The following is a 24182-nucleotide window of genomic DNA, read 5'->3' on the forward strand; positions in this document are numbered from 1 at the left end:
AAGAACGTGTTCACGGACAGCGCCCGAACCGGCACCCCGCCTCACACCCCGCGCAACTCCGCCGACCTGGCGCACAGATCCGCCCGGTTCACCGCTCCCGTCTTCGTCATCAGACTGGCGATGTGCTTCTCCGCCGTACGGGGTGAGATGAACAGCCGGTCGGCGAGGTCCTTGTTGGTGAGGCGCTCAGCGAGGAGCCGGAAGACCTCGAACTCCCGCACCGTCACGCCCTGCGCCCGCAGCGCCTCCGGGATGCCGCTCGTACCGGAGCGGTGCTGGTGGACCGAGGCGCCCAGGCGGCGCAGCGCGGCCCGGCAGGCGCCGGTCACGGCGGCCACGTCCCGTTCGTGGAAGTGGTGTTCGGCCCGGCGCAGCCAGCCGACCGGGTCGCCCCAGCCGTCCGCGTGCGCCGCGTCCGCGATCAGCCGCAGCCCGAGATGCTGGGCCACCGGATACGGCTCCGCCAGCGCGAGCGCCTCCGCGACGGCCGCGTCAGCCCGCTCACCCGCGCCCTCCCGGCCGAGCAGCACCGCGTCCGCGAGGAGCACGAACTGCCGGTTCCAGCGCAGCCGCGCCGGAGCGGTCGCCGCGACCTCCTCGTGCCCGGCACGGTCCGCCTCCCCGGCGAGCACGTCCAGCAGCAGCGCCAGCCCATGCGTACCGCCCAGGTGGAACGTGGACGGGTTGTCCGCCTCCAGGGCGCGCAGCACGCCGAGTTCGGCCCGGCCGCGCTCCACGTCCTCCTCCAGCAGCGCGCAGAACGCGCGGGCCAGCCCGAAGCAGAGGGGTTCCTCCTGCGACCCCGGCCCGTCCCACTCCGCGAACGCGGCGAGCGCCGCGTCCATGCCCGTACGGTCGCCCCGGTGCGCCGCCAGGGTGGCCTGCGCCATCAGGACGTAGCGGACGGCGGGCGCGAGACGGAGCCTGCGGACGACGGCCAGGGTGTCCGCGGCGGCCGAGGCGGCGCCGTCGTACTGCCCGCGCAGCACGCCGTCGAGTACGAGGATTCCGTCCACGGTGTGCACGATGGAGACCGAGCCGAGGCGTAGCGCCTCCTCGCGGGCGGTGAGCAGGCCCGAGGCGTCACCGGTCGCCAGCCAGGTGCCGCCGCCCATCCGGGTCGCCGCGTACATCCGCTGGAGCGGCAGCCGGTGCCGTTCGGCGGTGGCCAGGGCCTGTTCGAGCATCGCCCGCGACTCCTCGGGGTCGCGTTCGCGGGCCACGGTGGCGAGCAGTTCGCGGGCCTGGCAGACGACGACCGGCAGGCCGTGCCGCTCCGCGGTGTCCACGGCGGCACGGGCCAGCTTCTCCGCGTGCTGGGTGCGGTCCTGGCCCGGCGTGTCCAGTGCCAGGTAGGCGGCGGTGACGTCCACGGCCGCCGCCACCCCCTCGTCCGGCGCGGTCGCCAGCACCTGCCGGGCGCGGGCGATCTGCCGGTTGCCGTCGGCCCAACGGCCCGCCGTGTGCGCGACCTTGGCCAGCCGGGTGTGCAGGGTCGCCAGCCGGGCGGCGCTCAGCCCCGAGCCGCCGAGCGCGTGCAGATCCTCCGCGAGATCGAAGGCGCGGGCGAAGTCCCCGGACTCCGCGAGCGCCGGAAGCAGATGCTCCAGCACCCCGGCCCGCGCCTGCGCGTCGCTGCCCGAGGCGAGCAGCGACTCGGCCCGGCCGAGCAGCGTCACCGCCGACCCGAGTGCGCCCGCCGCCAGCGCCCGCGCGCCCGCCTCCGCGAACAGCTTCCCGGCCGCCGCCGTGTCCCCGGCCGCGCTGCGCAGCCCGGCCGCGAGCGCGCACCAGTCGCCCTCCAGCTCCGGGTGCAGCGCCTCCACGGCCTCCGCGCCGCGCCGGGCCAACTCGGCCCGGCGGCCCGGCGTCATCTGCGTGAACAGGGCCTCCACGGTCAGGGAGTGGCGGAACGCGTACCAGTCGGGCGCGGGCTCGTCCGGCAGCACCAGCCGGGCGGCGACCCCCGCGTGCAGATGGCTGAGCAGCGCGCGGTCCTCGACGCCGGTCATGCGTTGCAGGACGGTCAGCGGGAATCGTCTGCCGAGCACGGCGGCGGCCGACAGCAGGGTCAGCCCCTCGCCGCCGAGGCGGTCGATACGGCGGAGGATGCCGCGCGCCAGTGTCGAGGAAACGTCACTGCGGAGGTCACCCACCGCCCGCCAGCCGTCCAGGCCCTGTACCAGCGTGCCCGAGCCGATCATCGACTGGAGCAGTTCCTCGACCAGATACGGGCTGCCCGCGCTGTCCTCCCACAGCCGCCGCAGCACCGGCTCGGGCACGTCCTCGGGGGTCCGGGTGCCGAGCTGGGCCGCGATCATGTCGTGCACCTGGGGCCGGGTGAGCGGCGGGAGTTCGACCAGGGCGGCGGCCCCGCGCCGACGCGCGGACTGGGCCAGGTCCAGCGCGTCGCTGAAGTCGGTGCGCACCGTCGCCAGCAGCAGTACGGGCGTGTACTCCAGGTTGTCCACGAGGTATTCGAGGACGCCCAGCGTCTCGGGGTCGGCGTCGTGCAGGTCCTCCAGCAGCAGGAGCTGGCCCTGTCCGCGCGAGGCGGCGATCAGCAGCCGCAGCACCGCCTCGCCCAGGATCACCATCGAGCTGCTGTCGCGCTCGCCGGTGTCCCAGTCGGGTATCAGCCGCCCGAGGACGGGACGGTACGGCCCGAGCGCCAGGTCGTCCATCGGCTCGCCGCCCCGGAACAGCGACATCAGCGCCTCGGTCAGTGGCCGGAACGGCACCGCCGGACCGGTCGTACTGCTGCGGCCCCGCAGCACCCGCATCCCGGCACCGAGCGCACCGCCCACCGCCTCGGCCGCGAGCCGGGACTTGCCGACACCGGCCTCACCGACCAGGAACACGACACCGCCGCGCCCCTGCCGGGCGTCGGACACCGCTCTTTCGAGCAGGCCCAGTTGGGGGTCCCGCCCGACCAGGGAGGGTGCATGGGAGCGCATGAAGGCTGATGATAATCAGAATGTGGGGACGTGGGGGAGGTTGCGTGAACACGGCTGGTTCCGGGCGCTGTGGCCGGAGTCTCCCCTGGTGGGCGGCGGGTTTCCCGGAAGCGGCGGTTCCACGCCCTGGTTCGGGGCGCGGCGCGGGCGGGGACCGGTGGCGCATGGCGCCCGAAACGGGCGATGCGGTGCGGGAGACGGCGGTGCGGATGGCCGGGGTGCGGACGGCGGCGGTGGGGAAGGCGGCGGTGCGGGAGATGGTGGTCCGGCAAGGAAAACGGCGGGACGGACCCGTGAGGCACGGAGTCGTCCCGCCGTGGTGGCCCACCGCCGGTGTTCCGGCTACCGGGGAGCCGAGACCGAGGTGTCCATCGAGCTGAGCGTGATCACGATGCCGCTGGTCAGCACCATTCCGGCCAGCACGCGAGCACGGGCGCAGGCACGGTTGCGGCCCTTCAGCGTGATGCCGCCCGCCGCGTCCTGCTCGGCGCCCGCGGCGACACCGGTCCGCTCGGCGGCGGTGGTGTCGAGAGCGGCGGCGTCGAGGGCGGAGGCGGCGGTGGTGAAGTGCTGGTCCATGACGGTGGTCCCCTTCCGAGGTCCCGTGCGGGCGAGCACGGGGGAGTGAGGTGGAGCAGGGTCGTGGTGCGGGTCTCGCTGGGTTGCTCGGGTTGCTCGGGTGACGCGTGTGGTCGGCCGTTCCCGGGCCGGGGCGCCGGGTGGCGGGGGAGGGGGTCCCGTACGGGGGAGCCCTCACGGGAACTCCCCTACGGGGAAGCCCTGTCGGGGATCTTCCCTACGGGGAAGCCCTCATCGGGATCTCCCTCACGGGAAGCGGCCCTCGGGCCGGTGGCCGGACCGCGCCGGAATCGCACTCGGGTGTTCGAGGAGCAGGACGGACGGGACGGCGTCGGGGCGGGCCAGTCGCAGCAAGCCGTAGCCGATGCCGGACAGGCCGTCCAGCAGGCCGGGGGAGGGCACGTGGTCCGGGGTGGCGCAGTGGTGGGCCTGCGCCTCGACCAGGGCGAGGGCCTGCCCGCCGAGCCGGGTCAGGGCCGGTGCGGCGGCCGGGTCCCCGGCCCGCGCGAGCACGGTCAGTGCTTCCAGGGAGCCGAGCGCGCCGTCCCCGAGGCTCAGACCGGGTGACACCTCCGCCTCCGTGAGCGCGTCCCTGAGGGCCGTGGGTAGTGGGTGGCCCGGCAGTGCCGCCGAGGCGGCCACTGCGCCGGCCAGCCCGGAGGACCAGGAGGTGTCCCGCCAAGTCGTTCCCCCAGTGGATTCGGAAAGAGCCGAGGTGAGCAGGGCGTATGCGGTGGCCGTGTGGGCGGCGGCCCGGCCGGGGCGGTGGACCGCGTACCGGAGCAGCGCCTGCGCGATGCCGGTGCCGCCGTCCGCGAAACCGTGTCCCAGGCCGGTGTCGGCCGTCAGCGCGAGCAGACGGTCCGCCACCGCGTCGGCCAGGGCGAGGGCCTGCGGGACGCCGGTCGCCTCGTGCGCCGACAGCGCGGCGGCCAGCGCACCGGCGGTGCCGGACGCGAACCCCGGTTCGGGGCAGGCGGCCACGGCGTGCGCCAGCGCGGTCAGCGCGTCCGGCAGACAGCCCGTGAGGTCCTCGTCCAGCAGAGCCGACAGCCGTACCAGGGCGTGCACGGTACCGCCCAGCCCGTCGTACGCGCCCGGTCCGGCCGCCGCGCTCAGCTCGGGGTCGGCTGCCAACGCCCTCAGCAGTGAGGGCAGTTGACGTACGGCCTCCCGTGCCAGGGGTGCGTACCGGCCGCCGCCCGTCAGCGCGTCGGCCTGCGCCAGGAACAGCGCGACGCCGGTGTAGCCCTGCGCGAGCCCCGCGCCCATCGGCAGCACCGCCCAGTGCGGACCCGAAACCCGTTCCAGGCCCAGCCAGTTGGTGCGTCCGCCGGAGCGGACGGCGCGGGCCGCGATCTCGTCGGCGATCCCGCAGGCCGCCGCCAGCAGCCCGGACGGCTCCGGCACCACGGCCGGTACCGGTGTCACCGCCAGCGCCGAACGCGGCCCGGCGAGCGGGGAACCGGAGCCCCGCGCGGCGAGGGTCGCCGCCACGATCCACTCCTGGTCGTGGCAGTCCACCTCGTCCATCCGGGCCACCTTCTCCCGGACCGCCGTCAGCGCGGCCACCGGCAGCAGACCCGGCACCCGGGTCCCGTCGCCCGTCAGCACCCCCGTGTCCGACGGGCGATGCGCGAACAGGGGTACGTCACCGCGCCACAGGTCGGCGGTCTCGTGCTCGACCAGCCGCCCGCGCACCGGGTCGCCCTCCGACTCGGTCCACAGCACCGCGAACACCCCCTCGCGGGCCAGGGCGTCGCCCAGCAGGGAGGGATGCGTGGACTCCTCCAGCAGCGTCGCGTACAGCCGGGTGGCGCGGACGATCAGCCGGGCCGGGCTGTCGGCGCGGCGAGCCAACGGACCGTCCTCGGCGGTCAGTTCGGCGCCGTGTTCGGCGATGGCCGCGTAGGCGGTGCGGAACCCGGCGAGCAGCGCGGCCCGATGGTCGGCGCCCTCCAGCGGGCGGCCCTCGGGTAGCGGCTGGTTCTGCGCCGCCGGGCTCGGCAGCGGCGCCCGTACGGCCCGCATGGTGTCCGTGCCGCAGTCCTCCCAGCGCAGTCCCTCGCTGGGGAAGGTGCCGTCGGTGGACCGGCCGAGTGCGGAGATGTCCAGCGCGCCGTGCTCACCGATCAGCAGGTGCGGCAGCAGACAGGTGCGGTGCACGGAGGCGTGCAGGGCGTCCGCCGCCGGGTCGGCGCCCGCCGTCATGGCCTGGCCGAGCCCGGTGTGCAGCAGCGTCTCGGCGTCCACCAGGACCGGCTGGTCGCCGCACGCGATCACGTTCTCGTAGTGCATGTCGGCGCCGTCCACCGCGTACAGCAGGGCCAGCAGGGCGCCCTGGCGCCGGTAGAAGGTGTCCGCCTCGGTGACCGTACGGCACCAGCGGTGCGCGACGAACTCCAGCCAGCCGTATCCGTCGCGGCGCACCCCGCGCGGGGAACGCAGCAGCAGACCGGGGACCTTGGCGTTGAGCCAGGCCGTCAACTCGTCGAGCAGGGCGTGTTGTTCGAGGGTGCGGGGCTTGTAGACGACCCGGTCGCCGTGCTCGAAGCGGAGGATCGCCACCGACCGGTTGCCGTGGTGCGCATCCCCGAGCCCCAGGTCGGCGGCGGCCAGGCGGCCGGGGTCGCGGCCGTCCAGCAGTTCGGCGGCCAGCTCGCTCCGGTCGGCCTGGAGGCGCCGGACCAGTTCGGCCGCCGCGTCCACCGCGTCCAGCGCGGTCTGCGCCATCATGCGGGCCAGCACCGGGTAGGCGGCGAACAGCGTGGTCAGGCCGTGGCGGGTGGCGGTCGCCGTGACGAACGAGGTGAACCGCTCGCGCGGTCCGGCACCGGCGAGGCGTCCGGCCCGGCGGGCCGAGGACAGCTCGTGCACGAGGGTGCGGGCGGCCTGTCCGACCAGCTGATGGGTCAGGCGCTCGGTGAACGCCCGCCGCCAGACGGCCCGCTCGGCGTCCGCGACGCCCTTCAGCAGGCTGTCGAGGCGGAGTTCGGCGGCGGTGACCAGGGGGCGGACGACGGGGGCGAAGGCGCCGGGGCCGTCCGCGCCGGACTCCGTCTCCTCGTACCGGGTGACGACGTCCTCCGCCGCGTCCAGGGCCTCCTCCACGTACCGTGCCCAGCGGGGCCGTTCGGTCCGGGCGGCCAGCCGACCGGCGGGCTCCAGAACGAGGGCCGCCGCGGTCGCCGCGTCCACCCCCAGGTGGTCCAGCCGTACGGCGAACCCGTCCGCGTCACCGGCCGCCCAGGGGGCGGACACGGCTGCCGCGTCGGCGGGCGCCGCCGGGAGGCCGGGGGCGGCGAGGCGTTCCACGAGGGTCAGCGCCGGGGCCCACCAGGAGAGCGGCAGGCCGGCGCTCCGGGGAGTCGGGAGGCTGGCTGTATCGGTCACGAGAAGAAAGGTCGCAGAGGCCGTACGACCCCCACATGGGGAACCAGCCCCCATATTCTCTGCGGGCCCCCACCCCACCTCCCCATGCCCCGGGGGAAGGCCCGTAGGGGAAGGGAGAAGGTGCAGGTCAGCTTATGGGCACCCACGGTCCCGACAGGGGTGTGGACAGGCGGGAGAAAAACCTCCGGGGACTCCTTGCGGGCCCCGAAACCCCGTAGGTACCCATCCGCGACCCCCATACGGGCACGCCCCCACCCCTACGTGACACCCCGGCCCCGCCCTCAGCGCCCATGCCGGGGACCGGCGACCCCCATCCCCCACCCGTACGGGCCGTGCCGGGGGTCGGGCCGGGGGTCGCTGCGGCCCGTACGGGTAGGGGCGGGGTGTCCCGTACGGGTCGGAAGCCCCCTTCTGCCTCCCCGACACCGACCCGGACCGCCCTCGTACCCCCGTGCGGCGGGCAACGCCGGACAAAGCTGGGTGCCGACTACGGATGCCGCTCCCGCCCGCCGACGGCAGGCTGCGGTGCAGTACCCACACCGCACCCGGTGCCCCGTACGGAGCCGACCGGGCGAACTACCTTCCAAGGAGCAGAAGATGGGAGCACCCGTACCCGTCGGAGTGACCGCGCTCGACCCGGTTCTGGAGGCGGGCACGCGCAGCACCCTGCACGCCTGCCCCGAGCTGGCGGTGTGCGGGCCCGACGACGCCCGCGTCGCCGTCCTCACCGTGGACCGGCTCGGGCCCGCCGAACTCGACATGGTGCGCACCACCCGCGCCACCCGGAACCACCCGGCCGTCGTGCTGGTGGCCGGTGCCCTCGCCTCCGGTGACGCCCTGCACGCCCTCGCCGCCGGGGCACGCGGCCTGCTGCTGCGCCGCGAGGCCGACGCCCCGCGCCTCTCGCACGCGGTCGTCGCCGCCGACCGGGACGACTGCACGCTCCCGCCGGAACTGCTCGAAGAGGTCCTCGACCGTCCGAACGGTGCGCGTGGCGGCCACGGCGGCTGGGCCGAGGGCGCGCTCTCCGAGCGGGAGCGGTCCGTGCTCCAGCTGGTCGCCGACGGGCACGAGACGGCCGAGATCGCCCAGCGCCTCGCCTACTCGCCGCGCACCGTCACCACCGTCGTCCACGACATCACCCAGCGCTTCCGGCTGCGCAACCGCGCGCACGCCGTCGCCTACGCACTGAGAGCGGGCCTGCTGTGACCCTCACCCTGACCGGACCCGAGGCCGTCATGGCCACCGTCGCCCTCCCGCACACTCCGGCCGTGGCGGAGGCCGCCCCCGTCGAGGACGCGGAAGGCACGCGTGTCGCGCGGCTGAGGCTGCGCGTGCTGAACGCCCGGCACGCGGACCGGGTCCGGGCCGCCGCGCGCCGCGCCGGGTTGACCTGCGTACCCGACGTGCCCGGCCCCCACGCGGTCACCGTGATCGTCGCGGACGACGTGGAACGGGCGCTGTGCGCGGCCCGCGAGGGCGAGCCGGTGCTCGTGGTGAGCGAGACGGTGACCCGTGCAGGGCTGATGCGCGCCGTGCGCGCCGGAGCGCTCGTGCTGCGCACCGCCGACCTGGGCGCCGAGAACCTCCTCGCCGCCGTACACGGCGCCGGACGCCCGCACCAGAGCATCCCCTACCCGGTCCTCTCCCACCTCCTGACCTCCGGCCACCGCCCCGCCGATGAGGCCCCGGAAGCCGCCGCGACCACCCTCACCGGCCGCCAGACCACCGTCCTCCGCCTCATGGCCGACGGCCACGCCAACGCCGACATCGCCCGCCTGCTCTCCTGCTCCGAACACACCGTCAAGAACACGGTCTACGAACTGATGTCCCGCCTCCACGCCCGCAACCGAGCCCACGCGGTCGCCCACGCGGTCCGGCACGGCCTGATCTGAACCGGGGTTCCGGTGCTCCGTCGTCGCCCGTCGCCCGTCGGTGGCTCTCGGGGCGGACCTTTTCCGCTGGCGCCGCGTCCGCCCGAACTGGTCGAATGCGTACGCCGCACGCGCGCACCGGTGCGCGGGGAAGCGATCCGTCGCTCGGGCGAGAGGAAGTCGAGGCGCCGTTGTGCGAGGTCCGGAGAGTCCACGTGCCCGAGACGCCGCGATCGCCGCCGCCCGGACGCTCGGGCTGGCCGTGGAGGACGCCGTCGTGCTGCACGACTCCAACAGGCTCACCCTGCGGCTGTCGCCCTGTGACGTGGTCGCCCGGGTGGAGCCCGGCGGTGGGAGCACCGCCGCGTTCGAGGTGGGGCTGGGGCGGAAGCTGGCGGACGCCGGGTGCCCGGTGGGCGAACCGGCGCCCCGAGCGGGGGAGCGGGTCCATGAACGGGACGGGTTCGCGGTCACGTTCTGGACGTACTACGAGCCCACCGGACCGCCGGAGATCCCGCCCGCCGCGTACGCGCGGGCGCTGCGGCGCCTGCACGCCGGTATGCGCACCCTCGATGCCCCGGTCCCCCGTTTCACCGAGCGGGCCGAGCGGGCGGAACGGCTCGTCGCGGACCCGGAACGCACGCCGGGACTGACCGGCGCGGACCGGGAGTTGCTCGGCCGTACGCTCCGTACGCTCAAGGTGTCCATCGGCGCGCACCGCTGCGGCGAGCAACCGCTGCACGGCGAGCCCCACCCCGGCAATGTCCTCGCCACCGCGCGCGGACCCCTCTTCATCGACCTGGAGACCTGCTGTCGCGGGCCCGTCGAGTTCGACCTCGCCCACGCCCCGGAGGAAGTCGCCGCGCACGTTCCGGAAGCCGATCAGGCCCTCCTGGACCAGTGCCGCCTTCTCGTGCTCGCCATGATCACCGCGTGGCGCTGGGACCGGGAGGACCGGTTCCCGGACGGACACCGGCTGGGCGTGGAATGGCTCGCACGGATCAGGGACGCGGCCGGTAGCCGGTAGCCGGTAGCCGGGTAGCCAGTGTCAGTGCTTGGTAGCTCAACGGCATTGAGAGAGAAGCTACTTGGCGTACAACGCCCGCGGTTCCATGCGCTCCTCCACCGCCCGGTCACCCTCGCGCCGCACCACGTACGCCGCCCTGCCCGGCAACTCCGCCACTGTTTCGACCAGTTGGGTGCCCCTGTAGACCAGTCCCACCCCGTCGTCCGTGCAGTGGGCGGTGGGGATCGTGCCGTCCGCGACCAGGCGGTGGATGAGGGGGCGGCGGCCGGGGTCGGAGTCGTAGTGGACGCCGTTGCCGTAGGGGAGGAAGCCCAACCCGTTCGTGACGGGGCGGAGTTCGGGGCCGAAGGAGTCGGTCGCGCCGCCCTCGTACCAGCACAGGGAGCCCGCGCTGACCCCCGCGAGGACCACGCCCGCCTGCCAGGCGCGCCGCATCACCGCGTCCAGCTCGTGCACCCGCCACACCGCGAGCAGATTGGCCACCGAACCGCCCATCACCCACACCACGTCATGGTTCAGCACCGTGCCCTCGACGTCCTCGACGTTCGGCATGGGAAAGAGCTGGAGCGGCGTGAGGTCGTACCCCGCCACGCGTGCCGATTCCGCGACCCGCGCGGTGACGTGCTCGGCGTCACCGGTCGCCGTGCCCACGTAGAGGACTCGGGGGCGCCGCCCGTGCACGCCGGAGAGATCCACCGCTTGGTGGACCAGGGCGTCGAAGAGGAGCCGGGTGCGGGTGCCGGGGCGGTGGCCGCCCGAGGTGGCGAGGATGGTGGGTTCCGGTGCCGTCACGGGCGCGATCGTAGCGTGACGGACGGTCCCCGCGGGGCCACCGGGACGGCCGCGCGATACGGCCGAGGCCGGTCAACGGACGTGCGGGGGTGGGCCGTTCGGTGACCCACCCCCTGCCCCGTCCGCACCGTCGCTCCTACCCTCCCCTCCGTAGCGCCACCGCCGCCGCGTACCCCGTCGGGACCGTCACGTCCCGCAGCGCCCAGTGCGGATCGGGCGCCGCCGGACGCGGCCCCGTGCCGACGTAGTCCAGCGCCGGATCGCGCACCAGACCGGTGCCGAGCCCCTTGAGGTACGCCTCCTTGCGGACCCAGGCGCGGGTGAAGGATGCGGCGCGGGCGGGGGCCGGGAGGCGGGCGAGTTCGTCCGCCTCGACGGGGTGCAGCGCGGACTGGGCGCTGAGCACGGCCTGGGCGGTGGCCAGGCCCTCCACATCGACCCCCACGGGTTCCTCGGCCAGCGCCACCAGCACCAGGCCCCCGCTGTGCGACAGCGAGAAGTGCACGCCCGGTGTGCTCAGCGCGGGGCGGCCGTGCGGTCCGCCACAGCCCGCGCACGGCTCACGGACCAGCGGCAGCGCCTCCGCCCGCATACCGAGCAGCACCCCGAGGACGCTGCGCAGCGCCGCGTGCGCCACCACGTAGGCGTCCCGGTCGCGGATGTGCCGGAAGGCGCGGGCCCGCGCCCGCTCCTCCGCGTCCAGCAACTCCTGGGCGCGGACCAGGGATTGGTCGTCCAGGGCGCCGACGCGGGCGAGATACAGCTCCAGCGGGCCGTCCAGCGCGCGCGGCGGCGGTACGTCCGGACGGCGTCCGAGACCCGACAGGTCGAGCACGGCCGGGCACAGCAGCCCCGGCGGGGCGTGCGGGGCGTACACCGGGTCGGTGCGGAGCCCGCCGGGGTACCGGTCAGACATCAGCCCCGGCCAGTCGGCGGCGCAGGCTGAGCGGGCGCATGTCCGTCCACACCACGTCGATGTGGTCCAGGCACTCCCGCCGACTGCCGCGCAGCCCCTCCGCGTGCCAGCCCGCGGGCAGTTCCAGACCGGCGCGCCAGATCGAATACTGCTCCTCGTCGTTGCGCACCACGAGGTACACCTCGTCGCTGTCCGGGCCGACGTGCTCGCCGCCCGTCCCGGTCGCCAGGTCGTCGTGCGTCACGGTGAACCTCCCACACAGGTGATGAGCCGGCCGCAGGTCAGGGGCCGACGGGTCCCACCGCACACACCGACGCCCGTGGGGGAGGCCCCGTACGGGCATGTCACGTCGTACGGAGCCGTCCGGCGGAGCGCGGTCCGGCGGCGGAACGTAGGCCAGCGTGCCTCCGCTCCCGCCGCGCGGGCAGGGACGAACGCGCTGGACCGGCCGCACGCGTTGCTGCCGGATTTTCTCTGGTGACGCACCCGCCCGGCGCGGGACGGTGCTCTCCGGCCGCTGAGGGCCCGGAACCGGTGCGCACCGCACCGGGCCGTGACCCGGCCGAGCCGCGCGAGAACCGCGCACCCCCTTTCCGGAAGGAGCCACGCGATGTCGGACGAGCACGCACCAGTCCTGCTGCCGGGCGGAGGCTGGCGGCTGTGGGAGCACTTCGCGCTGCGCGGCCCCGGCTTCCCCGCCGACGGCGTCCTGCGCCTCGCCCCCGCCGGACTCGCCGAGGCCGCCGACAAGTTCGGGCCCGGCACCGAACTCACCGGCCCGGACTGGCAGGCGTTCACCGACGAGCTGCGCGAGGCCGCCGTGGGCACCGCCCGCCACCTCCAGGAGATCGCCGCCCGCCCCCGCTTCCAGGCCGCGCTTGCCTGGCAGAACCCGGCCGTCCTGCGCACCGGCATCGCGCCGTTCCTGCGCTGGACGCCGACCGCCGACAGCCGCAGCAGCATGCCGAGGCAGCGGGAGGAACTGGTCGCGCACTACTGGCAGCGGTTCTGCGTGAAGAACGACACCATCGGCTTCTTCGGCCCGGTCGGCTGGGGCCGTTGGGACACCGCCGCGCAGGACGCCGTCGCCGTGCACCCCGGTGCGGGCTTCCTCGCCGCCTCCGAGGTCTACTTCTCCGGCTGGGCCATCGACGCCATCGCCCAAGTCCTCGCCGAGGACGCCGAGTTGATGCGCTGGATTCCGCCGTGCCGGGTGTCCTTCGTCCGCGTCGAGAACGGCACGGTACGTGTCCCCGGCCGCCCCGCGCAGCAGCCGGACGCCCGTACGCTCGCCGTCCTGGGCCGCTGCGACGGCACCCGCACCACCGACGCCGTCGCCGCCGAGCTGGGGATCACCCCGGACGAGGCCGCCGACACCGTCCGCGCCCTCGTCGCCCGGCGCTGGGTACGGTGGAGACTCGACGTGCCCGCCTCCACCCACCCCGACCGGGCCCTGCGCGCCATCCTCGAACGCGTCCCCGACGGGGAGGCCCGTGACCGCGCCCTCGGCCGCCTCGCCGTCCTGGAGCGCGGCCGGGACGCGGTGCGCGCCGCCGGGCACGACGCCGACGCGCTCACCGCCGCCATCGGCGCCCTGGAGGCCGACTTCGCCGCCCTCACCGACAGCGACGCCCAGCGCGCCAAGGGCGAACGCACCGCTCCCTGCCGGGGGTTGGTGTACTCCGACGCCCGCCGCGCGGCCACCGCCACCGCCGGTGCCGGACTCCTCGGCCACCTCGAACCGCTCACCCTGTGCCTGACCGCCGCCCGCTGGATGACCAACCGGTTCGCGGAGGGCATCCGCGCCCGCCTGCGCACCGCCCACGACCAACTCGCCTCCTCCGGTGCCCCGGTGGACCTCGGCGCCCTGTGGCTGCACACCCTGCCCTCCCCGCACCCGGAGGCCGGCGACCTGATCGACGCCGTACAGGCCGAACTCCGCGCCAAGTGGGCCCGCGTCCTCGACCTCCCGGACGGTGCCCGCCGCGTCCACCGCACCACCGCCGAACTGGCCGACGGTGTACGGCGGGAGTTCGACGAACCCGGCGACGGCTGGTCCCTCGCCCGCTACATCAGCCCCGACGTGCTGGTCACCGCCGAGGACGACGCGGCCCTCGCCCGAGGGGACGTGCGACTCGTCCTCGGCGAGATGCACTGCGCGCTCAACACGATGGGCGCCTCCCTCTTCGTCCACCAGCACGCCGACCGGGACGAGCTGATCGCGGAGACCACCCGCGACTTCCCCGGCCCGCGCCTGCTCCCCATGCTGCCCAAGGAACTGCCCCTGAAGTGGTCCTCCCGCAGCCGCCCCTCCCTGGAGCGCCCCGAGGACCACTACGTCGCCCTCGTGGACCAGACCGGCGACCCGCACCGCCCGCACACCCTGCTCGGTGCCGACGTCACGGTCGAGGACCGCGCCGGACGCCTCTTCGCCGTGCTGCCCGACGGCACCGCCCACGACCTGCTCGACGTGTACGCCAACACGCTCACCCAGCGCGTCATGGACCGCTTCACCCTGCGCCCCGAGGGCGACCACACCCCGCGGATCACCGTGGACCGGATGACCCTGGCCCGCGAAACCTGGCAACTCCCCGTCTCCGGAATCGACTTCGCCGACGAGAAGGCGGAGGCAGCGCGGTTCGTGCGGGCCCGGCACTGGCAGCGGCGGCACGACCTGCCCCGGTTCGTGTTCGTCGTCTCCCCCACCGAACCCCGTCCGTTCTACGTGGACTTCGACAGCCCCGTCTACGTCACCATCCTCGCCAAGGCCGCCCGACGCCTCGCCCGCAAGGACCCCGACGCCCGGCTCAAGATCAGCGAGATGCTGCCCACCCCCGAGCAGTCCTGGCTCACCGACGACGCGGGCAACCGCTACACCTCCGAACTCCGCTTCGTCGCCGTGGACCAGACCGTCACCGGTCCCAACTCAACTGCCCCCGGCACCCGTTCCGGCGAGGGGGACGCGTGATGATGCGCACCCTCGCCGACGACCTCCTCGCCCACGGCGCCCGGAACCCGGACCGCGTCGCGCTCAGCACCCCCGAGGGCGAGACCACCTACGCCCAACTCGCCGCCCACATCGAGGAGATCACCCGAACCCTGCTCGCCCACGGAGTCGGACCGGAGACCGTGTGCGCGGTCGGCGTCGAGCACGGCACCCGCGCGGTCGCCGCGATGGCGGCGGTCCTGCGCTGCGGGGCGGCCTTCCTCACCCTGGACGTGCGGCAGCCCCGCGAACGCCTCACCGGATTCACCCGCAGCGCGGGCGCCCGCCTGCTGCTGACCACGTCACAGCTCGCCCCCGCCCTCGACCTCGGCCTGCCCGCCGTCCACCTCGACCGGCCCGGCCCGACCACCGCCCCCGTCCGCCCGCCGTCCGGTGCCGACCCGCGCGCCCTCGCCTACGTCAGCCACACCTCCGGCAGCACCGGCGAGCCCAGCGCCGTACTCATCGAACACCGCGGCCTGGACGGGTACGTGAGGGACACCGCCCGCGCCTTCGGACTCGGCCCGGACACGGTGGCGCTGCAGAGCGCGCCGCTCGGCTACGACGCCTCGCTCCGCGACACCTTCGTACCCCTGCTCGCCGGGGCCCGTCTGGTCGTCGTGGACCGGGCGCGGCTGCTGCGCCCCGAGGAGTTCGTCCGCACGGTGCGCGAGCACCGGATCACCGCCCTGCTCAGCACCACCCCGTCGTTCCTCGCCCACCTCGCCGGACAGCCCGGCGGCGACAGCCTGGCGGGCGTCGGGCTGGTGGCGTGCAGCGGCGAGTCCCTGCGGCCCTTCCTGGCCGCCGGGGGACGGGCCCTGGTGCCCGGCACGCTGATCAACCAGTACGGGCCGACCGAGTGCACCATGACCACCACCCGGTACGCCGTGCCCGCCCACGTCCAGGACGGCGACCCCGTCGGCACCGCCCGCCCGGACACCGTCGTCCGTGTCCTCGACGCCGACCTGCGCCAAGTGCCGGACGGCACGGTCGGTGAGGTCCACATCGGCGGCGCCGGGGTGGCGCGGGGCTACGGCGGCCGACCCGCCCGGACGGCCGCGAGCTTCGTACCCGACCCCTACGGGCCGCCCGGCACCCGTCTCTACCGCACCGGCGACCTCGGCCACCTCACCGACGGCGTCCTGCACTACGCCGGGCGCACCGACCGGCAGGTGAAGATACGCGGCCACCGTGTGGACCCCGCCGAGGTCGAGGGCGCCCTGCTGGGCCACCCGGAGATCACCGGTGCCGTCGTCACCGCGCACCGCGACGACCGGGCCCGCGTCCACCTCGTCGCCCATGTCACCGGCGCCCTCACCGGCACCACCGACGCCGAACTGCGCCGCCACCTCGCCCGCTCACTGCCCCCGCACCTGATGCCCCGCCGCTTCGCCCGCCTCGACACCCTGCCCACCAACCGCGCGGGCAAGGCCGACCGCCGCCTCCTCGCGGCAACTCCCGCGGGGGGCACGGCATGAACGCCACCGACCTGCGCACCGCACGGCGGTACAGGCCAACTCCACTACCGGGCACTGCCGTTGTCGGCGGCTACGACACGGCGGGTGTCAACTCCCCACTCACCGACGGTGGACCCGGCTCCGTATCCGGCACCGGCACCGCACCCGCACCGTCCGACTCCGTGCTCGGTCACGCCGACCTCCTCGCCGCCGCCGCGCGCATCGCGCCGTACGCCGTCCACACCCCGCTGCTGCCCGGTCCCCGCGCGGCGGGCGGTCCACGGGTGCTGCTGAAGGCCGAACACCTGCAACCGGCGGGCTCGTTCAAGGTGCGGGGGGCCGCCAACGCCGTGCTCGCGCTGGGCGCCGACCGGGTGGTGACCGGCTCGTCCGGGAACCACGGCATCGCCCTGGCCCGGCTCGCCGGTACCCTCGGCTTCCGGCTCACCGTGGTCCTGGCGGCGGGCGCCGCACCCGCCAAGGCCGCCGCCATCCGGGGGCTCGGCGCCGAGACGGTCACCGTCGGCGGGGGAGTGGCCGAACGGGAGGACCGCGCGCGGGAACTCGCCGCCCGCAGCGGAGCCGTACTGATCCCCTCCTCCGACCACCCGCTGGTCGTGGCCGGACAGGGCACCGTCGGAACCGAGATCCTGACCGACGCCCCCGACACCGAGACCGTCTACGTCCCGGTCGGCGGCGGCGGACTCCTCGCCGGAGTCTGCCTCGCCGCTCAGGGCCGACCCGTAAGGGTCGTCGGCGTGGAACCCGCCGGGACCCCGCGCTACGCCCGCTCCCTCGCCGCCGGGCACCCCGTCCGGCTGCCGCCCGGCACCACCGTCGCCGACGGACTGCGCGGCCAGTACCCCGGCACCGTCACCTACCCGGTCGTCCGCGACCGTGTGGACGAGCTGATCGCCGTGGGCGACGCGGAGATCCTGGCCGCCGCCGCCCTGCTCCACCGGCTCGGCACCGACGCCGAACCCAGCGGGGCCGTCGCCCTGGCCGGAGCACTCCGGGCCGGGCGCCGCGAACACGCCGTGGCCGTCGTCTCCGGCGGCAACACCCCCGACCGCCTGCACACCCTCCGCACCACCACCTACTCCGAGGAGCACACGTCATGAGCATCGACACCGCCAACGCCGCCGCCGTCTCCACCCTCGACCTGCTGGTCGGCATCTTCCGCGAGGTGCTGGACCTGGCCGACCTCACCCCGGACACCGACTTCTACGAGGCGGGCGGCGACTCCCTCACCGCCTTCCAGATCACCGGCCGCCTCCAGGACGCCCTGGGCGTGGACGTGCCCGTCTCCCTGGTCTTCGCCTACCCGACGCCGCGCGACCTGGCCGAGGTGGTGGACGCGGACTTCGGCGCGGCCTGACCGGGCCGTACGAGCGGATTCCCCCCGACCGCGTCAGGGGGCGCGGCTCCCCACAGCCGCCCCCGGCCCCTCCACGCACCCCGCACCGCGCTCCACCCCCCTTCTTCGCAACGGACTCGACCGCCTACCCGCCAAGGAGAGCCCCGCCATGACCGAAGACCTCGCGCCGTCCCTCGGGCGCTGGCGGCTGTGGGACCAGTTCGCCCTGCGCGGACCGGGCTTCCCCGCCGACGGTGTGCTGCGCCTCGCCCCGGCCGGACTGGCCGAGGCCGCCGACAAGTTCGGCACCGCAGATCCCCTCGACGGCACGCCCTGGGGCGAGTTCACGGGTCTCTTCGCGGACACCGCCGTGGAGAACGCCCGCGTCCTCCAGGACATCGCCCGCGATCCCGCGTTCCGCACGGCCGTCGCCTGGCAGAACCGGCCGGTGCTCACCTCGGGCATCGCGCCGTTCCTGCGCTGGACGCCGACCGCCAACAGCCGCAGCAGCATGCCCAGGCAGCGGGAGGAACTGGTCGCGCACTACTGGCAGCGGTTCTGCGTGAAGAACGACACCATCGGCTTCTTCGGCCCGGTCGGCTGGGGCCGCTGGGACACCGCCACGGAGGGCGTCACCCTGGAACCGGGCGCCGGACTGACCGCCGACTCCACGGTCTACTGGGCCAGTTGGGGCATCGACGCACTGGCGAAGACCCTCGACGACGACCCCGCGCTCCACGAATGGACCGCGCCCCGGCGCGTGCCGTTCCTCGTCCTCGACGGCGACCGGGTCCGGGTGCCCGGACGGCGCCCGGTGACCGTCCCCGAGGAGACCGCCGCCGTCCTCGCCCGCTGCGACGGCATCCGCACCGCCCGCGCCCTCGCCGCCGAACTGCCCGGCACCGACGTCCCGGCCGTCCTCGCGGACCTGGTCGCCCGCCGCTGGGTGGTCCGGCGGCTGGAGATCCCCGCCGGAACCCACCCCGACCGCGCCCTGCGCGCCTGGCTGGAGACCGTCGGAGCGCCCGAGCCGCGCGAGCGGGGCCTCGCCGCCCTGGACCGCCTGGAGGAGGGCCGCCGCAAGGTCGCCGCCGCCCGCGACACCGACCAACTCATCAGCGCCATGAGCGAGTTGGAGGAGACCTTCGTCGCGCTCACCGGCACGCCCGCCGTCCGGGAGAAGTCGGCGTCCACCGCGCCCTGCCGGGCCCTCGTCTACTCCGACACCCGCCGCTCCGTCACCGCCCGGCTCGGCCCCGCCGTCCTGGACGCGCTGCACCCGCTGGGCGCCCTGATGGACAGCGCGGGCTGGCTCACCGCCCGGCTGGCCGCGGCCGTCGAGGCGGAGGCCCGTACCGTGTACGCCCGGCTGGCCGCCGAGGGCGGACCCGTTGACCTCGCGTCCTTCTGGTTCGGGTGCCTCCCCGTACTGCACGGTCCGGCCCGCGCGGCGGCCGACCGCCTCCAGGGTGAGTTCGCCGCCCGCTGGAGCCGCGTCCTGGCCGTACCGGACGGCGCCCGCCGGGTGGACGTCGCCGTCGAGGACGTGGAGGCCCGGGTGCGGGCGGAGTTCGGCGGCGAGGCCGGTGGCTGGACCGCCGCCCGCTACCTCAGCCCGGACATCATGCTCGCCGCCGACGGCGCCGACGCCGTGGCACGCGGCGACTTCACCCTCGTCCTCGGCGAACTCCACCTCGCCTCCAACACCCTCGGCGCCTCCCTCTTCACCCACCAACACCCCGCTGTCGAGGAGCTGTTCGCCCTCACCGACCGCGACCACCCCGGCCCGCGCCTGCTGCCGCTGATCCCGAAGGAGAACCGCTCCCGGCTCTCCGTACGCGTCCGCCAGACCCTCGTACGCCCCGAGGACCACCAGGTGGCGCTCGCGGACTTCACCGCCGACCCGGCCCGGCCGCGCACCGTCCGCAGCGCCGACGCCACCGTCACCGAACGCGACGGACACCTGCTCGTGCGGCTCCCGGACGGCTCCGAGTTCCCGGCCCTGGACGTGTTCGCGCACGTCCTGACGACCCTGGCGATGGACCTGTTCCGCCCGCTGCCCGCCACCAACCACACCCCGCGGGTCACCGTCGGCCGACTGGTCGTCGCCCGCGAGACCTGGCAACTGCCCGCCGCCGAGGCCGGGTTCGCGGACGAGAAGGACGAGGCCCGGCGCTACGTCCGCGCCCGCCGCTGGCGCGAACGACTCGGCCTGCCCCGCTTCGTGTTCGTCGTCTCCCCGACCGAACCCCGCCCGTTCTACGTGGACTTCGACAGCCCCGTCTACGTCACCGTGCTCGCCAAGGCACTGCGCCGCCTCGCCCGCAAGGACCCCGACGGCAGGATCACCGTCACCGAGATGCTGCCGACCCCGGAACAGTCCTGGCTCACCGACGACGAAGGGCGGCGCTACACCTCGGAGCTGCGGTTCGTGGCATTCGACACGGCAGGGGAGGGGTGAGGACGGCCGACCGGCGTGCCGGTGCGCGGCCACGCACCGGCAGCCGCCGCTACGGCTCGGCGGGGTGGCGCGCCCGGCCGCGCAGCGTGCGCAGCACCGCCCACACCACCGAGACGAACGGCACCGCCACCACCGCCCCGATCACCCCGGCCACGATGCTCCCCGCGATCACCGACACGGCCACCACCAGCGGATGCAGCCGCACCGCCCAGCTCATCACCAGCGGATGCAGCACATGCCCCTCCAGCTCACCGATGAGCACGATCAGCACCAGCACCGCCGCCGCCGTCAGCGGACCGCGCCCCGCTAGCGCCACCACCGTGGCGATCCCGAGCGCCACCGGCGAGCCGACCAGGGGCACGAACGCGGCAACGAACTCCAGCAGGGTCAGCGGCAGCGCCAGCGGCACCCGCAGGACGAACAGCGCGACACCCACCAGCGCGGCATTGGTGGCCGCCACGATGATGATCCCGCGCGTGTACCCGGCGAACGTCCGCCAGGCGGCGCAGCCCGCGAGATCCCACACCGGCCGGGCGTGCCGGGGCAGCAGCTCGTCGCAGATCCACTCCCACATCCGGGGCCCGGAATGGATGAAGAAGATCGCCGCGAACAGCGCCAGCGCACCGGCCGTGATCACCTCCACCACCCGGCCCAGACCGGAGACCGCGCTGCTCAGCAGGCTCGCCCGATGCCCCGAGAGATACGCGGTCACCTGGCGCTGCAACTCGGTGAGCTGCCCCGGACCGATCCGGAACGGCGGTCCCTGAAGCCACACCTCGATCCGCCGGACACCGCCCCGGAACTCACCGGCGAGCCGCGCCCACTCGCCCGCCACCGCGTTCCCCATCAGCGCGAGCAGCCCCAGCACCACCAGGGCGCTCCCGACCACGGTCACGATCACCGCGAGCGGTCGCGGCATGAACCGGTCCAGCAGATCGGCCAGGGGATGCAGTACGGAGGTGATCACCAGAGCCAGGAACACGGCCACCGCGATGAGCTGGAACCGGCCCAGCACCCCGAAGACGCCGTACACGATGGCGCCGACCAGGATGAGCCGCCAGGCGTAGGCGGCGGAGACGCGCAGCCACGGCGCGGGACGACGGGGTACCGGCACGTCCGGTGCGGGACGAGCTCCCGGTGGGAGCCGTACGGAGTACCCCGGCCGACTGCTGGGCACCCCACGGCCGGTCCCGCGTCCCGCTCTCGTGCGCCGCCCCCGCCCGGTACCGCCCACCACGCCGACCGCCTCCGCCCGGATGCTGACTCTCCGTCACGTCCCGAGAACGGTAAGCGCACGGTGGAGGGCGGGGCGGACAACGCGCCGGGGCGGGTCATCGGCGGAGAGGGCAGGATTCGAACCTGCGTGGGCCTCGTGAAAGGCCCGACCTTGGAGGCATGCTCTGCGGTCCCCGATCAGCCACTCCGGGCACCTCTCCCTGTGACCGGCTTTCCGGTTTCCCGTGCCGCTCACAAGAAGAACTGTGCCGGAGGAGGCTGACAGCACGCTGACGCGTGGCTGACGTGGGAGTCCGGACGCGGGATGGGGAGACTGCGGGATTGCATGCGGCGTGCGGATGGCGGCGTACGGCGTGCGACAGGCCGCATGCGGTCAGCACGCGCTCGGCCGCTCCGGGCCGTCCTGCTCGACGGACTCGACGGACTCGACGGACTCGACGGGGTTCACGGGCTCCCTGCTCTCCGCGCCACCACCGTCCCGCTCCGGCGGCCCTTCCGCCCTCTCTGGGTCGCCCGTCCCCGCCACCGCCCGCCTCCGCCGAGCCGTCCGCGACCTCCGCGCCTCCACCAGCAGCGGAAGCGCCGACAGCGCCACGATCGCCAGGATCATCGGCAGCAGGAAGTCGTCCACGTCGGCCAGGGACGAGCCCAGCAGATACCCGGCCAGCACCACCGTCTGCGACCACAGCACCCCGCCGACGGCCGCCCACAGGGTGAACGTCCGGGTCGGCACGCCCAGGGCGCCGGCGGCCGGATGCAGGACGGACCTCAGCAGCGGGACGAAGCGGCCGATCACCAGCGCCTTGCGGTAGCCGTAGCGGGCGAGCAGTTCCTCGGCCCGTGCCGCGCTCTGCCGTACGCGCCGCCGTGAGGTGCGGGCGAGCAGGGGACGGCCGCCGTGCCGTCCGATCAGATAACCGACCTGGCCGCCCGCGACCGCGCCGACCGCCGCGCACAGCAGCACCTGCCACAACGCGAGACGCGGCGCCCCGGCCCCGCTCGCCGCGCACAGCACCCCGGCCGGGAACAGCAGGGTGTCACCGGGCAGCAGGAAACCCACGACGAGCAGCCCGGACTCCGCGAAGATCACCGCCAGGACGCCCAGCGCGCCGAACGCGGCGAGCAGTGACGCGCTGTCCGTGGGATCGACGGCGTACACCGCCACTCGCCTCCCGTAATCCGCCGATACATCGCTTTCCGCCCAGTGTCCCGTGATCGCCGCGCGGGCGCGCGCAGAGCGGCCGGGACGCGCCGCGGAATACCTGCCGCCGCTTCGCGCCGTGTGTCGCCGAGTGGACGTGCACCAAGCTGGGCATATCCCCTGCGCGACCCCTCCGGACCGCCGTAGACTTTCTCTTCGCGGCTGCGGGGGCAGTCGCAACGGGGGGAGCACATCATGTCCGGCGATCAGTACGGTCCTCATCAGGGGCACCAGGACCAGCACGGGAACCAGGGGAACGAGGGGACCCGGCCGCCCGGCGGCAACCCGCCCCCGCCCCAGGCGTCCCCGCCGTCCCATCCGTACCCGACGCCCCCGCCCGATCAGGACTACCACGGCTACCAGGTGCAGCAGGGCTATCAGGGCGCCCAGGGGCATCCGGGCTTTGGCGGGGTGCCGCCCCGACCCGCCGCGCCGCCCCTCGCCCCGCCGGACGGCGCCCGTGCCGCCGCCGTCGCACTGCTCAACCTCAGCGGCCTCGGCCTGGGGTACGCCCTGCTCAGGCGTTGGCTGCCGATGGCCGTGTGTCTCGCGGCCACGGTGGTCCTCCTCCTCGTCGCCCTGCCCGCCGACGCGGACGGCGTCTCCAGTGGCGCCCTGGTCGCCTACGGCGTCGTACTGCTGCTCGCGGCCGTGCACGGTGCCTTCGTCGGCCTGCGGCACCGCCTCACCTGGCCCGGCCGCGCGCCCCTCGCCCTGCTGCTCGGGTTCGTCCTCCTCGCCGTACCCGTGGGCGGGACGCTCTGGTACCGGGACGCGCACGAGGAGGCCGTGCAGCAGGCGCTGCTCGACCGGCTGGAGCGGGCCGACCGGCTGGTGACGGCGTCCGGCGGGGAACGGTTCGAGTCCGCCCGGTCCGACTACGGCACCGCCCTCGGTGTGTACCGGGACCTCGCCGTCCACCACGCGGGCAGCCGCGCCGCCGACCGGGTCCCGGACCGGATGCGCACCTTCTACACCACCGTCGGCGCCCCCTACGGCCACCAGGACTACTGCGACGCCGTCGCGCCGCTGAAGTATCTGCGCACCGTTCCGCGCACCATGCCCCGCGACCAGCTCGGTTCGCTGACCCGCTGGCCCGACGACCGGCTCGCCACCTCGCTGTACGCGTGCGGCTCGGACGGGCTCGCGCGGGACGGCGCTGCCGACTGGGTGACCAGCTTCGGGGACCTTCTGGGCACCTTCCCGGACTCCGCGCCCGCCGCGAAGGTCGCCCCGGCGGTGGACGCGGCGGTGGCGAGCGCCGAGAAGGGCGTCTCCGGGTCCCAGCCGTGCACCGCCGTGCAGCGGCTGCACGACCTGTCCACACGGATCACCGGCCTGGTCCCGTCCGCCGGGGGCGCGAGCGGCGACCTGACGGCCTCGGCGGGCCGTGCCGGGCGCAGCGGGGATGCCGGGGAGTACGCCTGCGGCGTCCAGCAGTACAAGGACAAGGACTTCGCCGCCGCGCAGAAGACGATGGAGGGGTACGTCTCCGCCGACGCGCGCGGCAAGAACCGCGACCGGGCCAAGAAGATCGCCATCGGTGCCGAGGTCGCGCAGACCCTCCCGGACGCGGGCAGGTCGCTGCCCACCACCGACTCCGGCGGCAGCATCTCCGTCACCGTCAAGAACGACAGCCCCGACGACGTCACCGTCCTCTACACCGGCCCCGTCACCGGCAGCTTCACGCTGAAGGGCTGCGGCAGCTGCCGGGCGTACTCGTTCAGCAGCACCCTGCTGATCGGGTTCAAGCCCTGCAACGACAGCGGCAAGAACTACCCGCAGCGCACCCTCAGCCTGCCCGTCGGCACCACCTACTTCGTGCACAAGCCGAGCAGCACCGCCGCCCGGCCCGCCTCCGACACCGCCAAGCTCCGCTCCGGATACGTCTACACGGAGTGCGCGTACACCACGCAGACCCTCGGCGGCTCGACCCTCTGACC

At 74.8% G+C, this 24182-nt stretch carries 17 protein-coding genes and 1 pseudogene; 9 read left to right on the top strand and 9 right to left on the bottom strand.

The features are described 5' to 3' along the window. Positions 1 to 41: 41 nt before the first annotated feature. The 3 genes from KUM39_RS06570 to KUM39_RS06580 all read right to left on the bottom strand — a co-directional run bounded on the left by KUM39_RS06570 (position 42) and on the right by KUM39_RS06580 (position 6929). On the bottom strand, positions 42 to 2957 hold the full coding sequence (locus KUM39_RS06570; RefSeq protein WP_217784455.1) for a helix-turn-helix transcriptional regulator: 2916 nt from the start codon (positions 2955 to 2957) through the stop codon (positions 42 to 44). A 342-nt stretch (positions 2958 to 3299) separates the two neighbouring features. Beyond that, positions 3300 to 3536 carry a hypothetical protein gene (locus KUM39_RS06575; protein ID WP_217784456.1) on the bottom strand — a complete coding sequence of 79 codons (237 nt, stop codon included), beginning with the start codon at positions 3534 to 3536 and terminating at the stop codon, positions 3300 to 3302. Positions 3537 to 3782: 246 nt separating this feature from the next. Then, positions 3783 to 6929 carry a type 2 lanthipeptide synthetase LanM family protein gene (locus KUM39_RS06580; protein ID WP_308288058.1) on the bottom strand — a complete coding sequence of 1049 codons (3147 nt, stop codon included), beginning with the start codon at positions 6927 to 6929 and terminating at the stop codon, positions 3783 to 3785. Positions 6930 to 7526: 597 nt separating this feature from the next. On the opposite strand from KUM39_RS06580, the gene KUM39_RS06585 reads away from it, so the two are divergent. The 3 genes from KUM39_RS06585 (at position 7527) to KUM39_RS06595 (ending at position 9830) form a co-directional block, all read left to right on the top strand. After that, a complete protein-coding gene (locus KUM39_RS06585; protein ID WP_217784458.1) occupies positions 7527 to 8138 on the top strand; it encodes a helix-turn-helix transcriptional regulator in 612 nt (203 codons plus the stop codon). After that, on the top strand, positions 8135 to 8824 hold the full coding sequence (locus KUM39_RS28675; protein WP_217784459.1) for a response regulator transcription factor: 690 nt from the start codon (positions 8135 to 8137) through the stop codon (positions 8822 to 8824). The genes KUM39_RS06585 and KUM39_RS28675 overlap by 4 nt, the downstream gene beginning before the upstream one ends. Positions 8825 to 8996: 172 nt before the next feature. Beyond that, a complete protein-coding gene (locus KUM39_RS06595) occupies positions 8997 to 9830 on the top strand; it encodes a phosphotransferase enzyme family protein (RefSeq protein WP_217784460.1) in 834 nt (277 codons plus the stop codon). A 57-nt stretch (positions 9831 to 9887) separates the two neighbouring features. Here the strand turns inward: KUM39_RS06595 and KUM39_RS06600 are convergent, their stop codons facing one another. The 3 genes from KUM39_RS06600 to KUM39_RS06610 all read right to left on the bottom strand — a co-directional run bounded on the left by KUM39_RS06600 (position 9888) and on the right by KUM39_RS06610 (position 11767). Continuing rightward, entirely contained in the window at positions 9888 to 10622 is a 735-nt protein-coding gene (locus KUM39_RS06600; RefSeq protein ID WP_217784461.1) for a Type 1 glutamine amidotransferase-like domain-containing protein, read from the bottom strand. Positions 10623 to 10758: 136 nt separating this feature from the next. Continuing rightward, entirely contained in the window at positions 10759 to 11538 is a 780-nt protein-coding gene (locus KUM39_RS06605) for a 4'-phosphopantetheinyl transferase family protein (RefSeq protein ID WP_217784462.1), read from the bottom strand. Then, positions 11531 to 11767: an MbtH family protein gene (locus KUM39_RS06610; protein WP_246619735.1), complete on the bottom strand. Its 237-nt coding sequence runs from the start codon at positions 11765 to 11767 to the stop codon at positions 11531 to 11533. Before KUM39_RS06610 ends, KUM39_RS06605 begins: the two co-directional genes overlap by 8 nt. 381 nt (positions 11768 to 12148) lie before the next feature. On the opposite strand from KUM39_RS06610, the gene KUM39_RS06615 reads away from it, so the two are divergent. From KUM39_RS06615 to KUM39_RS06635, 5 genes are all read left to right on the top strand, one after another. Then, entirely contained in the window at positions 12149 to 14506 is a 2358-nt protein-coding gene (locus KUM39_RS06615; protein WP_217784464.1) for a lantibiotic dehydratase, read from the top strand. Then, positions 14506 to 16005: an amino acid adenylation domain-containing protein gene (locus KUM39_RS06620; RefSeq protein ID WP_246619736.1), complete on the top strand. Its 1500-nt coding sequence runs from the start codon at positions 14506 to 14508 to the stop codon at positions 16003 to 16005. Before KUM39_RS06615 ends, KUM39_RS06620 begins: the two co-directional genes overlap by 1 nt. Further along, positions 16002 to 17105 carry a threonine ammonia-lyase gene (locus KUM39_RS06625; RefSeq protein WP_217784465.1) on the top strand — a complete coding sequence of 368 codons (1104 nt, stop codon included), beginning with the start codon at positions 16002 to 16004 and terminating at the stop codon, positions 17103 to 17105. Before KUM39_RS06620 ends, KUM39_RS06625 begins: the two co-directional genes overlap by 4 nt. Beyond that, the gene (locus tag KUM39_RS06630) at positions 17102 to 17362 is read left to right on the top strand and encodes an acyl carrier protein (protein WP_217784466.1); all 261 of its coding nucleotides are present in this window, start codon (positions 17102 to 17104) and stop codon (positions 17360 to 17362) included. Before KUM39_RS06625 ends, KUM39_RS06630 begins: the two co-directional genes overlap by 4 nt. Before the next feature lie 148 nt (positions 17363 to 17510). Further along, positions 17511 to 19802 (top strand): lantibiotic dehydratase, encoded by a 2292-nt coding sequence (locus KUM39_RS06635; protein ID WP_217784467.1) that lies wholly within the window; start codon positions 17511 to 17513, stop codon positions 19800 to 19802. A gap of 49 nt (positions 19803 to 19851) precedes the next feature. On the opposite strand, the gene KUM39_RS06640 is transcribed toward KUM39_RS06635, so the two are convergent. From KUM39_RS06640 to KUM39_RS06650, 3 genes and pseudogenes are all read right to left on the bottom strand, one after another. Continuing rightward, positions 19852 to 21039 (bottom strand): AI-2E family transporter, encoded by a 1188-nt coding sequence (locus KUM39_RS06640; RefSeq protein ID WP_217784468.1) that lies wholly within the window; start codon positions 21037 to 21039, stop codon positions 19852 to 19854. Between the two features lie 101 nt (positions 21040 to 21140). Continuing rightward, positions 21141 to 21238, bottom strand: a pseudogene (locus tag KUM39_RS06645). 173 nt (positions 21239 to 21411) lie between these two features. Beyond that, on the bottom strand, positions 21412 to 22203 hold the full coding sequence (locus KUM39_RS06650) for a DedA family protein (RefSeq protein ID WP_308288061.1): 792 nt from the start codon (positions 22201 to 22203) through the stop codon (positions 21412 to 21414). Positions 22204 to 22434: 231 nt separating this feature from the next. On the opposite strand from KUM39_RS06650, the gene KUM39_RS06655 reads away from it, so the two are divergent. Next, positions 22435 to 24180 (top strand): hypothetical protein, encoded by a 1746-nt coding sequence (locus KUM39_RS06655; protein WP_246619721.1) that lies wholly within the window; start codon positions 22435 to 22437, stop codon positions 24178 to 24180. Positions 24181 to 24182 lie beyond the last annotated feature (2 nt).

The sequence above is a fragment of the Streptomyces corallincola genome (assembly GCF_019104725.1).
Classification (GTDB): Bacteria; Actinomycetota; Actinomycetes; order Streptomycetales; family Streptomycetaceae; genus Streptomyces; species Streptomyces corallincola.